Source organism: Pseudomonas sp. TUM25319 (genome assembly GCF_056388475.1).
The window spans coordinates 5,778,107-5,792,504 of the sequence record NZ_CM150751.1 but is presented as its reverse complement, the minus strand read 5'-3'; the positions used below and the strand labels follow the sequence as shown (position 1 = coordinate 5,792,504).

13 protein-coding genes are annotated in these 14,398 nt (G+C 65.4%); 7 read left to right on the top strand and 6 right to left on the bottom strand.

The window, feature by feature from the left end:
* Positions 1 to 99 precede the first annotated feature (99 nt).
* Genes AC05QJ_RS26105 through pcaC form a run of 4 tightly spaced genes read left to right on the top strand, consistent with a single transcriptional unit; the run spans position 100 to position 4,008 of the window.
* The gene (locus AC05QJ_RS26105; RefSeq protein ID WP_476744119.1) at positions 100 to 1,389 is read left to right on the top strand and encodes an MFS family transporter; all 1,290 of its coding nucleotides are present in this window, start codon (positions 100 to 102) and stop codon (positions 1,387 to 1,389) included.
* Positions 1,390 to 1,435: 46 nt separating this feature from the next.
* The gene (locus AC05QJ_RS26100) at positions 1,436 to 2,800 is read left to right on the top strand and encodes a 3-carboxy-cis,cis-muconate cycloisomerase (RefSeq protein WP_476744118.1); all 1,365 of its coding nucleotides are present in this window, start codon (positions 1,436 to 1,438) and stop codon (positions 2,798 to 2,800) included.
* An 11-nt stretch (positions 2,801 to 2,811) separates the two neighbouring features.
* Positions 2,812 to 3,603, top strand: a complete 792-nt coding sequence (gene pcaD / locus AC05QJ_RS26095; RefSeq protein WP_476744117.1) for a 3-oxoadipate enol-lactonase — start codon at positions 2,812 to 2,814, stop codon at positions 3,601 to 3,603.
* A gap of 12 nt (positions 3,604 to 3,615) precedes the next feature.
* Positions 3,616 to 4,008: a 4-carboxymuconolactone decarboxylase gene (gene pcaC, locus AC05QJ_RS26090; protein ID WP_095154770.1), complete on the top strand. Its 393-nt coding sequence runs from the start codon at positions 3,616 to 3,618 to the stop codon at positions 4,006 to 4,008.
* A gap of 81 nt (positions 4,009 to 4,089) precedes the next feature.
* On the opposite strand, the gene AC05QJ_RS26085 is transcribed toward pcaC, so the two are convergent.
* Positions 4,090 to 4,614: an Mpo1 family 2-hydroxy fatty acid dioxygenase gene (locus AC05QJ_RS26085; protein WP_476744116.1), complete on the bottom strand. Its 525-nt coding sequence runs from the start codon at positions 4,612 to 4,614 to the stop codon at positions 4,090 to 4,092.
* Positions 4,615 to 4,706: 92 nt separating this feature from the next.
* Here AC05QJ_RS26085 and AC05QJ_RS26080 point away from each other — a divergent pair, with 92 nt between their 5' ends.
* Positions 4,707 to 5,396: a Crp/Fnr family transcriptional regulator gene (locus AC05QJ_RS26080; protein WP_476744115.1), complete on the top strand. Its 690-nt coding sequence runs from the start codon at positions 4,707 to 4,709 to the stop codon at positions 5,394 to 5,396.
* Between the two features lie 179 nt (positions 5,397 to 5,575).
* Here AC05QJ_RS26080 and AC05QJ_RS26075 read toward each other — a convergent pair whose 3' ends face one another.
* The 3 genes from AC05QJ_RS26075 to AC05QJ_RS26065 are packed head-to-tail and all read right to left on the bottom strand — an operon-like array spanning position 5,576 to position 9,600.
* Positions 5,576 to 7,177 carry an arylsulfatase gene (locus AC05QJ_RS26075; protein WP_476744114.1) on the bottom strand — a complete coding sequence of 534 codons (1,602 nt, stop codon included), beginning with the start codon at positions 7,175 to 7,177 and terminating at the stop codon, positions 5,576 to 5,578.
* A gap of 9 nt (positions 7,178 to 7,186) precedes the next feature.
* Positions 7,187 to 8,011: an ABC transporter ATP-binding protein gene (locus AC05QJ_RS26070; protein WP_476744113.1), complete on the bottom strand. Its 825-nt coding sequence runs from the start codon at positions 8,009 to 8,011 to the stop codon at positions 7,187 to 7,189.
* The gene (locus AC05QJ_RS26065; protein ID WP_476744112.1) at positions 8,008 to 9,600 is read right to left on the bottom strand and encodes an ABC transporter permease; all 1,593 of its coding nucleotides are present in this window, start codon (positions 9,598 to 9,600) and stop codon (positions 8,008 to 8,010) included. The genes AC05QJ_RS26070 and AC05QJ_RS26065 overlap by 4 nt, the downstream gene beginning before the upstream one ends.
* Positions 9,601 to 9,889: 289 nt before the next feature.
* Between AC05QJ_RS26065 and AC05QJ_RS26060 the strand changes: the two genes are divergently transcribed.
* Entirely contained in the window at positions 9,890 to 10,936 is a 1,047-nt protein-coding gene (locus AC05QJ_RS26060; RefSeq protein ID WP_476744111.1) for an ABC transporter substrate-binding protein, read from the top strand.
* Here AC05QJ_RS26060 and AC05QJ_RS26055 read toward each other — a convergent pair.
* Positions 10,893 to 11,819, bottom strand: a complete 927-nt coding sequence (locus AC05QJ_RS26055) for a LysR family transcriptional regulator (protein ID WP_476744110.1) — start codon at positions 11,817 to 11,819, stop codon at positions 10,893 to 10,895. The two genes, AC05QJ_RS26060 and AC05QJ_RS26055, sit on opposite strands and share 44 nt — an antisense overlap.
* A gap of 184 nt (positions 11,820 to 12,003) precedes the next feature.
* Here AC05QJ_RS26055 and AC05QJ_RS26050 point away from each other — a divergent pair, with 184 nt between their 5' ends.
* Positions 12,004 to 12,909 carry a TauD/TfdA dioxygenase family protein gene (locus AC05QJ_RS26050; RefSeq protein ID WP_476744109.1) on the top strand — a complete coding sequence of 302 codons (906 nt, stop codon included), beginning with the start codon at positions 12,004 to 12,006 and terminating at the stop codon, positions 12,907 to 12,909.
* 74 nt (positions 12,910 to 12,983) lie between these two features.
* On the opposite strand, the gene AC05QJ_RS26045 is transcribed toward AC05QJ_RS26050, so the two are convergent.
* Positions 12,984 to 14,237, bottom strand: coding sequence for an OprD family porin (locus AC05QJ_RS26045; protein WP_476744108.1), 1,254 nt, complete (start codon positions 14,235 to 14,237; stop codon positions 12,984 to 12,986).
* Positions 14,238 to 14,398: the final 161 nt, after the last annotated feature.

Here is a 14,398-nt window from a genome sequence, read left to right as displayed (position 1 = left end):
GCCTCCACGCAAGGCCGGTTGTCCGGGGTGATTGCCCGCGGAACGAGAGTGTTACCGAGTGTGTCTAGACTCAGTGATACCCTCCAGGAGTAAGCAGTCATGACCTCAAGCTATTACACCGGCGAAGAACGCAGCAAACGCATCTTCGCCATCGTCGGTGCGTCCTCGGGCAACCTGGTCGAGTGGTTCGACTTCTACGTCTACGCCTTCTGTGCCATCTATTTTGCCCCGGCGTTTTTCCCTTCCGACGATCCCACGGTGCAATTGCTCAACACCGCCGGCGTGTTCGCTGCGGGCTTTCTGATGCGCCCGATCGGTGGCTGGCTGTTCGGCCGTATCGCCGACCGTCATGGCCGCAAGAATTCGATGATGATTTCCGTGCTGATGATGTGCGCGGGTTCGCTGGTGATCGCCTGCCTGCCGACCTACGCCAGCATCGGTGCCCTGGCGCCGGCGCTGCTGCTGTTGGCGCGGCTGTTCCAGGGGCTGTCGGTGGGCGGCGAGTACGGCACCACCGCCACCTACATGAGCGAAGTGGCGCTGCGCGGCCAGCGCGGGTTCTTCGCCTCGTTCCAGTATGTGACCCTGATCGGCGGCCAGTTGCTCGCCGTGCTGGTGGTGGTGATCCTGCAGCAGGTTCTGACCGAGGACGAACTGCGTGCCTGGGGCTGGCGCATTCCGTTCGTGGTGGGGGCGATTGCGGCGGTGATCTCGCTGTTCCTGCGCCGCTCGCTGGAAGAAACCAGCAGCGCCGAAACCCGCAACGACAAGGAAGCCGGCAGCATCGCCGGGCTGTTCCGCAACCACACCGCAGCCTTCATCACCGTGCTCGGCTACACCGCCGGCGGCTCGCTGATCTTCTACACCTTCACCACCTACATGCAGAAATACCTGGTGAACACTGCCGGGATGAGCGCCAAGACCGCCAGCTTCATCATGACCGGTGCGCTGTTCCTGTACATGTGCATGCAGCCGCTGTTCGGCATGCTCTCGGACCGTATCGGCCGGCGTAACTCGATGCTGCTGTTCGGTGCCCTGGGCACGATCTTCACCGTGCCGATCCTGCTGGCGTTGAAGACCGTCACCAGCCCGTTCCTGGCCTTCGTGCTGATTACCCTGGCGCTGTGCATTGTCAGTTTCTACACCTCCATCAGCGGCCTGGTGAAGGCCGAGATGTTCCCGCCACAGGTGCGGGCGCTGGGTGTGGGCCTGGCCTACGCGGTGGCCAACGCGGTGTTCGGCGGCTCGGCTGAATACGTGGCCCTGGGCCTGAAATCCATGGGCATGGAAAACACCTTTTACTGGTACGTTACCGCGATGATGGCGATCGCCTTCCTGTTCAGCCTGCGCCTGCCGAAACAGGCGGCCTACCTGCACCACGATCATTGACCTGCCGGCGCGCCCTAGACGGGCGCGCCTTCTTGAAGGACCTGTCATGACTCCACGACCGGGCAACCAGTTGTTCGATGCCTACTTCACTGCGCCCGATATGCGCGAGATCTTTTCCGACCGGGGTCGCATCCAGGGCATGCTCGATTTCGAAGCCGGCCTTGCCCGCGCCGAAGCGGCTGTCGGGGTGATTCCGGCTGTGGTGGTCGCGCCCATCGAACTGGCCTGCCAGGCCGAGCGCTATGATTACGCGGCTCTGGCCGAAGCCATCGGCATCGCCGGCAACTCGGCGATCCCGCTGGTCAAGGCGCTGGGCAAGGTAATCGCCAGCGGCGTCGCCGAGGCCGAACGCTACGTGCACCTGGGCGCCACCAGCCAGGACGCCATGGATACCGGCCTGGTCCTGCAACTGCGCGATGCCCTGGCCCTGATCGACGGCGAGGTCGCACACCTGGCCGACACCCTCGCCAGACAGGCCAGCGCGCACGCCGACACACCGCTGGCCGGCCGCACCTGGCTGCAACACGCGACGCCGGTGACCCTGGGCATGAAGCTCGCCGGCACCCTCGGCGCCTTGACCCGGCACCGCCAGCGCCTGCAGGAGCTCAAGCCGCGCCTGCTGACCCTGCAGTTCGGCGGCGCGTCCGGCACCCTCGCGGCCCTGGGCGACAAGGCCCTCCCGGTGGCCGAAGCGCTCGCCGAGCAACTGAACCTCAGCCTGCCGGAGCAGCCCTGGCACACCCAGCGTGACCGCCTGGTGGAGTTCGCCGCGGTGCTCGGCCTGATCGCCGGCACCCTTGGCAAGCTCGGCCGTGACGTCAGCCTGCTGATGCAGACCGAGGCCGGTGAAGTCTTCGAGCCCTCGGCGCCGGGCAAGGGCGGCTCCTCGACCATGCCGCACAAGCGCAACCCGGTAGGCGCTGCCGTGCTGATCGGCGCGGCGACCCGGGTGCCGGGCCTGCTGGCCACACTGTATTCGGCCATGCCGCAAGAGCACGAGCGCAGCCTCGGCCTGTGGCACGCCGAATGGGAAACCCTGCCGGACATCTGCTGCCTGGTGTCCGGTGCGCTGCGCCAGGCGCGGATCATCGCCGAGGGGCTGGAAGTGGACGCCGCGCGCATGCGCCGCAACCTCGACCTGACCCAGGGCCTGGTGCTGGCCGAGGCGGTCAGCATCGTCCTGGCCCAACGCCTGGGCCGCGATGCCGCCCACCATCTGCTGGAGACCTGCTGCAAGCGCGCGGTCGCCGAGCAACGCCACCTGCGCGCCGTCCTGGGCGACGACCCGCAGGTGACTGCCGAACTGTCGGCGGACGAACTCGACCGTCTGCTGGACCCGGCCCACTACCTCGGTCAGGCCCGTGCCTGGGTCGAGCGTGCGGTGGCTGAACATCAACGATTCAAAGCCTGAAGGAGGCTGCTGTGGGAAGCGTACAACTCGCCGATGGCGTTCTGAATTACCAGCTCGAAGGCCCTGAAGGCGCGCCGGTGCTGGTGCTGTCCAACTCCCTGGGCACCAACCTGCACATGTGGGACACCCAGATCCCGGCCTTCACCGCGCATTTCCGCGTGCTGCGCTATGACACCCGTGGCCACGGCGATTCGCTGGTGACCGAAGGTCCGTACAGCATCGAGCAACTGGGCCGCGACGTGCTGGCACTGCTGGACGCGCTGAAGCTGGACAAGGTGCATTTCTGCGGCCTGTCCATGGGCGGCCTGATCGGTCAGTGGCTGGGCATCAACGCCTCCGAGCGGCTGAACCGCCTGATCGTCTGCAACACGGCGGCCAAGATCGGCTCGCCGGAGGTGTGGAACCCGCGTATCGAAACCGTGCTGCGTGACCGCGAGGCAGCCATGGTCGGCCTGCGCGATGCGTCCATCGCCCGTTGGTTCACCCCGGCGTACTCCGAGGCCAACCCCGAGTCGGCCAAGCGCATCACCGACATGCTTGCCGCCACCTCGCCGGAAGGCTACGCGGCCAACTGCGCCGCCGTGCGCGATGCCGATTTCCGCGACCAACTGGGCGAGATCAAGGTACCGCTGCTGGCCATCGCCGGCAGTGCTGACGCCGTGACCCCACCGTCGGGCAGCCTGTTCATCCAAGAGCATGTCGCCGGTGCCGAATACGCCGAGTTCCAGGCGGCGCACCTGTCCAACGTCGAAGTGGGCGAGCCGTTCAGCCGCCGCGTCATCGACTTTCTGCTGGCCCGTTGAGGAGCTGCTTTCGTGGATGAGAAACAACGTTACGACGCCGGCATGCAAGTGCGTCGCGCGGTACTGGGCGATGCCCACGTGGACCGCAGCCTGACCAACCTGACCGAGTTCAACAGCGAGTTCCAGGAAATGATCACCCGGCATGCCTGGGGTGATATCTGGACCCGTCCGGGCCTGCCGCGGCATACCCGCAGCCTGATCACCATCGCCATGCTGATCGGCATGAACCGCAACGACGAGCTGAAACTGCACCTGCGCGCTGCCGCCAACAACGGCGTGACCCGCGACGAGATCAAGGAAGTGCTGATGCAGAGCGCAATCTACTGCGGCATTCCGGCGGCCAATGCCACCTTCCACCTGGCGGAGTCGGTGTGGGATGAGCTGGGGGTCGAGTCCCGGGCCTGACCTCAAGGGCCCTATCGCCGGCAAGCCGGCTCCCACACACAACCTTGTGGGAGCCGGCTTGCCGGCGATGAGGCCATCAGCTCAGACGACAGCCTTCTTCTCGCGAATCGCCACAGGCCCCGCATTGCGCTCCACCGCCGCCTTCAGCTCAGGCCGCAGCCCCAGCATGAACGCCAGTTCCGCCACCACGAACAACGGCCCGACGATCAGCCCGCTGATATCGTCGACGAACGCCGGTTTGCGCCCCTCGTAGTAATGCCCGACGAACTGGATCACCCAGCCGACGAAAAACAGTCCCAGACCGGCCACCAGCCACACTGACGTGCTCTGCACCGCCAGCGCCTGCCCGGCCCACAGGCAGGCCCCGAGCAGCGCGCTCATCACTACGCCGAAACGCAGGTCCAGGCGCAGGTAGAACCACACCGAGGCCAGCGCCGCAGCGAAGGCCGGCGACAGCCACAGGCCGCCCAGTTCCACGCCCGGTCGCGACAACAGCACGGTCACGGCCACCACGATCATCGGGATGCCGACGAAGTGGGTGGCGATGTTGCGGGGATCACGGTGGTAGCTGGCGTATTGACTCAAATGTTCAACGAGGTTTTTCATTGTTATTCCTCTTGTTGGGGTGACTTGAGCTTGCTCCGTGTAACGGCGCCAGTCTGTCGCCTGCCCGACAGAGTCCTTTATTCGAGGCGGCAATGAACGATCTCTCCACCTGGCGCGAACAACTCCTGCACGGCCACTGGTTCCGCCAGCTCTCGCCTGCCTTGCAGGATAGCCTGCTGGCCGCTGCCCGGCTGCGGACCCTGGCCGCCGGGGAGCGCCTGTTCCAGCGGGGTGATGCGCCCTGCGGGTTGTACGCGGTGCTTGGCGGGGCGATCCGCATCGGTGCGGTGAGTGCCGAGGGCAAGGAGGCGCTGTTGACGTTGATCGAGGCGCCGCACTGGTTTGGCGAGATCTGCCTGTTCGATGGGCAACCGCGGACCCACGATGCGTTTGCCGAAGGGCCGACCACCTTGTTGCGAGTGCCCCACGGGATGTTGCTGGAGCTACTGGAGCGCGAGCCGGGCTACTGGCGCGAGTTCGCCCTGCTGATGAGCCACAAGCTGCGCCTGGCCTTCGTCGCCCTGGAACAGCAGAGCCTCAAGGGCGCGGCGCCGCGCCTGGCGTTCCGTTTGCTGCAGATGGCGGCGGGCTACGGCGATGTGGACGGCGAGCGGCGGGTGCTGCAGTTGTCCCAGGAGCAACTGGCGCTGATGCTGTCGCTGTCGCGGCAGACCACCAACCAGATTCTCAAGGGACTCGAGCAGGACGGCGCGGTGCGCTTGAGTTATGGCGAGATCGAGATTCTCGATCTGGCGCGGCTGGAGCAGTTGGCGGGGAGATAGGGGGCTCAAGCAAACCTTGTAGGAGCGGCTTCAGCCGCGATTGGCCGCGTAGCGGCCATAAAACCTGAGTCCCGGGTATCCCGCATGAATCGCGGATTCAGGTTTTACGACGGCTGCGCCGTCGATCGCGGCTGAAGCCGCTCCCTCAGAGATGGCCAGTGACCTGATAGAACAACCCATCAATCGGGCTGGAACGGAGACTGGCTCAGGATCACGCCCGTCTCTTCCACGTACTTCTGCCATTCCCGCAGCAACGCCTCCAGCCTCGCCGGCTGCGCTTGTGCCAGGTCATTAATCTCCCCCGGATCACGACTCAGGTCATACAGTTGCCAGGTCGCCGGCCCCACGGGCCCGGGAATGTACACCGCCTTCCAGTGCCCCTGGCGAATCGCCCGGCGGCCGAACAGCTCCCAGCCGGTGACGGTGTGTTCGTCATGCACCTGCTCGGTCTCGCCCGACAGATAGCCCAGCCACGATTTGCCCCGCAACGGCGCCACCTCGCGACCGCGCCAGCGCGTGCCGGGATGGCGCACGCCAGCCAGGTCGAGCAGCGTCGGGGTGATATCCATGACGGTGCTGAATTCGTGGCTGATCTGCTTCTGCCGGCTCAGTGCCGGGTAATGCACCAGCGCCGGCACACGGATACCACCTTCGGTGGTGAACGCCTTGAACAGCCGCGACGGCGCGGTGGCCGCCTGGGCCCAGTGCGGGCCATACCAGACGTAGGAGTTGGCCCGGCCGATGTTCTCCAGGCTGTTGTCGTAGTGCTGGTCCAGGTAGCTGGCCAGGTGCGGACCGAATTTGGGGAAGGCTTCCAGCAGCGCACCCTCGGCGCCGTTATCGGACATGAACAGGATCAGGGTGTTGTCCAGTTGCCCCTGGTTGCGCAGGTAATCCAGTACCCGGCCGATGTTCCAGTCCATGCGCTCGACCATCGCCGCGTAGACCTCCATCGACCGTGCCGAACGCTGGCGCTGTTCTTCGCTCAGCGCCTGCCACTGGCCGTCCACCGGATGGGCCTGGGTGTCGGCGGCGATCAGGCCGAGCGCGCGGAGTTTTTCCAGGCGCTCCTGGCGCAGCACTTCGGGGCCGGCGTCGTAGCGGCCCTTGTAGCGTTCGACCACCTCGGCCGGCGCCTGCAAGGGCCAGTGCGGCGCCGAGAACGGCAGATAGGCGAAGAACGGTCGGCTCTGGTCGCGTTCCTTGAGGTACTGCAGCAGTTTGTCGCCAAAGGCGTCGGAGGAATAGAAATCCTCCGGTAGTGCGTCGATGAAGCGGTCGTCTTCGATATACAGCGCCGGCGTGGACTTGAGCAGCCCCGGGGTGCTTTCGTCGTAGGTCGGCTCGAAACCGTAATGGTTGGCGGCGCCAGGGAGCAGGGCGAAGGAACGCTCGAAACCACGGGCATGAGGCGCCAGCTCAGCGGTCAGGCCCAGGTGCCACTTGCCGCTCATCAGCGTCTGGTAGCCGGCGTCGCGCAGCAGTTCCGGCAAGGCCACCACGCGGTCGTTCAGGTAGCCCTCGTAGCCCGGCTTGCCGATCAGTTCCGGGGTCAGCGCTTCGGCCATGGTGCCGATGCCGGCGATATGGTGGTCGGTGCCGGTGAGCAGCATCGAACGGGTCGGCGAGCAGGTCGGTGCAGTGTGGAAGTCGGTCAGGCGCAGGCCGGCAGTGGCCAGGGCGTCAAGGTTGGGCGTGGCGATCTCGCCGCCGAAGGCGCCGATGTCGGAGAAACCCAGGTCGTCGGCAACGATGACCAGGAAGTTGGGGCGTTGGCTCATGGTCGCTCCTCAGCAGGCTAGGTAGGTCAGGGGCAGGTCGTGGATGCGCGGGGCCGGGGTCGGCAGGTAGCGCTCGTCACGGGTGAGTTCGTGCAGCAGGGTTTCGCGCAATTGATGGAAATCGAGGCTGGCCCGCTGGCGCGGGTGCGGCAGGTCGATTTCCACCACGCGCTTGATGCGGCCCGGGCGCGGTTCCAGCACCACCACGCGGTCGGCGAGGAAAATCGCTTCCTCGACGTCGTGGGTCACCAGCAAGGTGGTGATGCGCGCGCGTGCGCGGATGGCCAGCAGTTCGTCCTGCATCTGCTGGCGGGTCAGGGCGTCGAGGGCGCCGAAGGGCTCGTCCAGCAGCAGGATGCGCGGGCTCGCCACCAGGCCGCGGGCGATGGCCACGCGCTGGGCCATGCCACCGGAAAGCTGGTGCGGATAGGCGGCGCTGAAGTCTTCGAGGCCGACCAGGGCGATAAATGCCTTCACCCGTTGCTGTCGGGTCGCGGCGTCCAGCGCCTCGTTGACCAGTCCCAGTTCGATGTTCTGCGCCACGGTCAGCCAGGGAAACAGGCGGTGCTCCTGGAACACGATGCCGCGTTCGCTGCCGATACCTTCTACCTTCTGGCCGTCGATCAGAATCTGGCCCTGATAGTCCTTGTCCAGGCCGATCAGCAGGCGCAGCAGGGTGGATTTGCCGCAGCCGCTGGCGCCGACGATGGCGACGAACTCGCCTTCGCGGATGTCGAGGTTGAAGTCGCGCAGTGCCTCGACCTCGCCCTCGCTGACGGTGAAGCGCTTGCTGACCTGTTGAAAGCTGACCAGAGAAGAAACCTGTGCGTTCATGCGCGTCTCCAGCGCGTGGCTCGCGCTTCGATATGTTGTCCGAGGGCGCCGAGCAGGGCGCCGGTGAGGCCGACCAGGAGCATCCCGGCCATGATCTGGTCCATGCGCAGCAGTTGCTGGGCGCTGATCATCAGGCTGCCGATACCGCCGCCCGAAGGCATGAAGTATTCGGCGCCGATGGTGCCGAGCCAGGCGTAGATCAGGCCGATGCGCAGGCCGGCGAAGATCCCCGGCGCGGCGTTGGGCAAGACCAGCCGGCGCAGGCGCTGGCCGGCGTTCAGGCGCAGTACCCGGGCGGCTTCGTCCAGTTGCGGCGACAGGCTAGCGACGGCGCGCTGGGTGGCGATGAACAGCGGGAAGAACGCGGCGAGGGCGACGAACACCCATTTCGCCAGCTCACCGAGGCCGAACCAGGCGGTGAGCAGCGGTACCCAGGCGAAGATCGCGATCTGGCGCAGGCCGGACAGGCTCGGGCCGAGCAGGGATTCGGCGCGGGGCGACAGGCCCAGCAGCAGGCCGAGGAAGAAGCCCAGGCCGCCGCCCAGCAACAGGCCGCCGAGGGTACGGCCGACGCTGGTGGCCAATGAGCCACTGAGGCTGCCATCGCCAAGGCCGTTGACCAGCGTATCGAGCACCGTCAGCGGCGCGACCAGGATATTGGCATCGACCCAGCCCAGGCTGCTCGCCAGTTGCCACAAAGCCAGCAGCGCCAGCGGCAGGATCAGCGCCTGCAGACGCTGGCTGCCATGCAACCGTTGCACCCGCAGCTCGGCGGTGGCCGGGTGCGGCCAGTGCAGCAGGCGGCGGTCGAGCCAGCCGAGGCTGCGGTCCATCACCAGGCCGAGCACGCCGATCACCGCGATGCACACGAAGACGATATCCAGCATGAACAACTGCCGGGCCCAGACCATGAGGTAGCCGAGGCCTTCGCTGGAGGCCAGCAGTTCCACCGCCAGCAGCGAGGTCCAGCCGGTGGCCAGGGCCAGGCGCAGGCCGGCGAAGAACGAGGGCAGGGCGGCGGGCAGGATCAGTCGGGTAAGCAACAGCCGCGGCGGCAGGCGCAGCACCGCGGCCGCTTCGCGCAGACGGGGCTGGGCATCACGCACGCCAACCAGGGTGTGCAGGGTCACCGGCACCACGATCGCCTTGACCAGCACCACCAGCTTCAGCGCTTCGCCGATGCCGAACAGCACCATGAACAGGGGAATCCAGGCGAGTGTCGGGATTTGCGCGAGCGCGTTGAAGGTCGGCAGCACCAGGCGCTCGCTGCGCCGGCTGAAACCCAGCCAGGCGCCCAGCGCGGCACCGACGGCGACCCCGAGCACCAGACCCAGGGCCAGTCGCCACAGGCTGATGCCCAGGTGCAGCCACAGTTCGCCGTGGGCCAGCTCGACGGCGCTGCTCCACACCAGCGAAGGCGGCGGCAGGATCTGTTCGCTCATCCAGTCGTTGCGGCTGGCCAGCCACCACAAGGCGGCGAGGGCCAGCGGCAGGTACCAGGCGTTCAGGCGTTGCCACGGCAGGCGGTTGATAGCGCGTGGGGCGGGCGTGGCGGCCAGCGGCAAGGCTGAGCGGGAAGCGTGGGCCATGTAGACCTCCGTGGTCGGCTGTACAGGCGGTTCTTTGCTTATTTCTTATGGGTCTAATTCGAATTGATTACATTCGATCGGGTAATAAGAACGTGCATTTAAAGCCCATGGCCAAACACGCGGCCAATGCATTCGAAGCATATTTTCCGTGCGTCTCATGCATGTCCCGGTGAGACGCCGTGTCCAAGGCTTATATGTTTTATGGTTATTAAAATGTAATTTCTTAGTATTTAACTTGCGGTCCGGAATGTCGTTAGCGTGGCGTCACCATTACAAGGAGCCGCGTGCCATGAACCTGTCCCTCAACCGTGTTTTCAGCCTGTTCGCCGTCCCCGCCCTGGCCGCTGTCGTTGGCTGGCTGCCTGCCGAGGCACTGGGGGCCGAGCTCAGGCAGATCCGCATCGCCGTGCCCGACCTGAGCGCCGGCACCCAGCATTCCGGTGGTGGCATCACCGATGTGCTGCAGGAACAGCAACTGCTGGAAAAAGCCTTCGCCGCCGATGGCATCAGCATTCAGTGGAACTACTTCAAGGGCGCGGGGCCGGTGATCAACGAAGCCTTCGCCAACGGCCAGGTGGACTTCGCCTACCTGGGCGATCTGGCGGCGATCATCGGCAAGGCCAACGGCGTCGATACCCGCCTGCTGGCGGCGACCGCACGGGGCGTCAAGCACTACCTGGGCGTGACGCCGGGCAGCGGTATCAAGACCCTGCAGGACCTCAAGGGCAAGCGTGTGGCGGTGTTCCGTGGCACCGCCACGCAACTGTCGTTCGACGCCGCGCTGGCCAGCCAGGGCCTGAGCGAGAAAGACCTGAAAGTCATCAACCTCGATTTCAACGCCGCCATCGCCGCCCTGGCGGCGAAGCAGATCGACGCCACCTGGGGCTCCACCGGCATCACCGCGCTGAAGGAACGCGGCCTTGCCGAACTGCCGCTGAGCACCCGCGACCTTGGCGGCGCCGGCAACGTGCAGGCGGTGCTGGTGGCGTCCGGCGCCTTTGTCGATGCGCATCCCGAGGTGGTGGCCAAGTTCCTCGCCGCGCAGCAGCCGGCGGTGCAGTGGCTGACCACCGACGCCAACAAGGACGCCTACGTGCAACTGGTGTCGTCCCGCGCCAGCTACCCGCCGGCGATCCTCACCCACGACCTGAAGGATGAGCACCTGAGCCAGATCTTCCCGGCCACCCTCGATGAGCCCTTCCTCACGCGTCTGCAGGCTTCGGTGGACCTGGCGGCCAAGGAACGGCTGATCCGCAAGCCGTTCCAGGTCAGCCAATGGCTGGCGCCCCAGGCTATCCGGCCAGTTCCTGTGGCACAGGCTGGCGGTCAAGAGTGACCAGTGTTTCGATCATCGCCCGTGCCGCCGGTGACAGGCGGTAACCGCTGCGGCTGACGATGCCGCAGCGGGCGCTGAGGCTGTCGAGGTGAGTGGGCAGGTTGCGCCAGTGCAACTGCACCAGTTCGCCTCGGCGGATATGCCCGGAAAACGCTTCTTCGGTGCCGATACCGATGGCGTTGCTGTCCAGCACCACCCGCACCAGCGTCGGCAGATGCTCGGTCTGCACCTGGGGCGAGAAGTCGGTCTTGCCGCTCAGGTTGGCCAGCAGCTTGCGCACCCCGGGCGGGATCAGCGAGGTGGCCAGCGGGTAGTCGAACATATCGTTGGTGGAGAGGCTGTCCTTGCCCAGCAGCGGGTGTCCCGGACGGCAGAAGAACAGCCCGCGACGGGGCGTCAGGGGCTGGGTCTGGAAATTCGGATCGGCTTCGAAATGTCGGATATCGGCGACGAAAAACTCCACCTCTTCACGGTTCAGCGCGCGGCTGAGCTTTTCCCAGTTGTCCACCTGCAAGCGGGTGCGCACCTTCGGGTGGGCATTGACGAACTGCGCCAGCGCTCTCGGCACCAGTTCCGCCGCCGGCGCCGGCCCGCAGCCGAAGCGCAGTTCGCCGGCGTCCAGTTTGGTCATCTGCAGCACTTCGCTGCTCAGTTGCGCCGCGCCCTGCACCAGGCGCAGGGCGTGCTGCAGCACCACCTGGCCCTCGGGGGTGGGGCGCAGGTCCTTGTTGCCCCGGTCTACCAGCACGCAACCGAACTCCTGCTCCAGGCCCTGGATACTGCGGCTGAAGGCCGGCTGGGTGATGCCCATGGCCTCGGCGGCGCGGACGAAGCTGCGGTGTTCGTTGAGCGCGATGAAGTAGCGCAATTGACGGAGATCCATATGCATTCCCGGCATTTGAAAAATAGGGCGAAGGTATTTGCCGCCACAGGAGACTGGGGTTTTAAATGCAAGCTCTTATTCCGTCAATGAAGCAGTTATTTATCTGTTAGAGCTTATTTGCATAACGATAGAGCGCCGCTTCAACGACCACTTCCCGTGTCGCCAGCCAATGAGGGTTTGAACCATGAGCAATGCCGCACTCGCCGCAACTCCAGTCATCCAGGCACTGGACATTCACCCGGTCGCCGGTCGTATCGGCGCCGAAGTCCGTGGCGTGCAACTGAGCGCCGACCTCGACTCCGCCGTGATCGAGGCCATCCAGGCTGCACTGGTGGAGCACAAGGTGCTGTTCTTCCGTGCCCAGCATCACCTCGACGACCAGGGCCAGGAAGCCTTTGCCCACCTGCTCGGCGAGCCGATCGCCCACCCCACGGTGCCGGTGCGCGACGGCACACGCTACCTGCTGGAACTGGACGGCGGGGAAGGGCGCCGCGCCAACTCCTGGCACACCGACGTGACCTTCGTCGACGCCTATCCCAAGGCGTCGATCCTGCGCTCGGTGGTAGCACCGGCTTCCGGTGGCGACACTGTCTGGGCCAACACCGCCAGCGCCTACCAGGACCTGTCGCCGGCGCTCAAGGCGCTGGCCGAGGAACTCTGGGCGGTGCACAGCAACGAATACGACTACGCCGGGGCCAAGCCCAACGTCACCCTGGAGCAACTGGAAAGCTACCGGAAGGTATTCACCTCCACGGTGTACGAAACCGAGCATCCGGTGGTCCGTGTGCACCCGGTGAGCGGCGAGAAACACCTGCTGCTGGGACACTTCGTCAAGCGTCTGAAGGGGTATTCGCAGAACGACTCGCAGCACCTGTTCAGCCTGCTGCAAGGCTATGTGACGCGCCTGGAGAACACCGTGCGCTGGCGCTGGCAGGCGGGGGACGTGGCGATCTGGGACAACCGCGCGACGCAGCACTACGCGGTGGATGACTACGGCACCCAGGGGCGCGTGGTGCGCCGGGTGACGTTGCAGGGGGATGTGCCGGTGAGTGTGCGCGGGGAGCGCAGCCGGACGGTAAAAGGGGCCTGACGGTCAGACAGCATCGCTGGCAAGCCAGCTCCTACTGTGGGAGCCGGCTTGCCGGCGATGGCGCATTTGAAGCCTTAGAGAATGCTGATCGGATAGCTGATGATCAGGCGGTTCTCATCGAACGAGTTGGTGCTGTAGTCCCGGCGCATGGTCGAGTTGCGCCATTTCATCGACAGGTTCTTCAGCGCACCGGACTGGATCACGTAGGCCAGTTCCGATTCCCGCGCCCATTCCTTGCCGTCGTCCACGGTCGCGGTGTGCACGTTGTCACCCTTGATGTAGCGGTTCATCAGGGTCAGGCCAGGAACGCCGAGGGCGGCGAAGTTGTAGTCATGACGCACCTGCCAGGAACGTTCCTGGGCATTGTCGAAGCTGGAGTTGTAGCTGTCGTTGGCCAGGGTGCCGCCGCTGGTGCCATTGACCCGCATCCAGGCATCGTCGCCGCTGACTTTCTGCAGACCGACCCAGAAGGTGTTGCCGCCGTAGCGGGCCGAGAGCATGGCCGATGCGGTGCGGTTGTCGAGGTCGCCGGCCCGTGCCGAGCCATCTTCCTTGCCGATGAAGTAGCCGAGGTTGGCGCCCAGGGTCCAGTCACCCAGCGGCTGGCTGTGGACCAGGTTGATGTACTGCTGCTGATAGATGTCTTTCAGCTCGGCGTTCCACAGGCCGATCAGGGTGCGCTTCTCGTTGAAGGTAAATTCACCCCCGGCGAAGTTGAAGCGGTCGGAGGTAATCCCGGCGCGGCCATTCATGAACATGTCTTCCATGCTCGCGTCGTTGCGCGGGCTGTTGCCGCGGAACTGGCCGGCGTACAGGGTCAGGCCGTCGATTTCCTGGGACGTGACCTGGCCACCGCGGAAGGTCTGCGGCAGCGAACGACCGTCGTCGGAGCGCAGGATCGGCAGCACCGGCATCCATTCGCCCACTTTCAGTTCGGTCTTCGAGACCTTGGCCTTGAGCGCCACGCCCAGACGGCCGAAGTCATCGGCCGGGCGGCCATCGTCGTGCACCGGCAGCAGGTGGGTGCCCGCAGTGCCTTTGCCGCCGTCGAGCTTGACCGAATACAGGCCGAGCACGTCGACACCGAAGCCGACGGTGCCTTGGGTGAAGCCCGACTTGGCGTCGAGGATGAAGCTCTGGGTCCATTCCTCGCCCTTGCCCTGGGCGTTGGCCGGATCGACGAAGTTACGGTTGATGTAGAAATTGCGCAGGTTCAGCGTGGCCTTGGCGTCTTCCAGGAAACCGCTTTCGGCGGCGAGGGCGGGGAAGGCGCAAGTCATGGCGAGAACGCCGGGAAGCAGGTGTCGTGCGGAGTGCGGAGTGTTCATCGTCAGTGTGTCTCTTGTTTTTATGTAAGCCGAAACCGTCCGCTGCGACTGAAAAGGGTCACAGGCAGGATTGCGTCTTTGGGGGTGTGCTTTGCAAAAGCGGCAGGAGGATGGTGCTGCGGCGGGCGGGGGTGAATCAATTCGTTACAGCGGGAAATGGG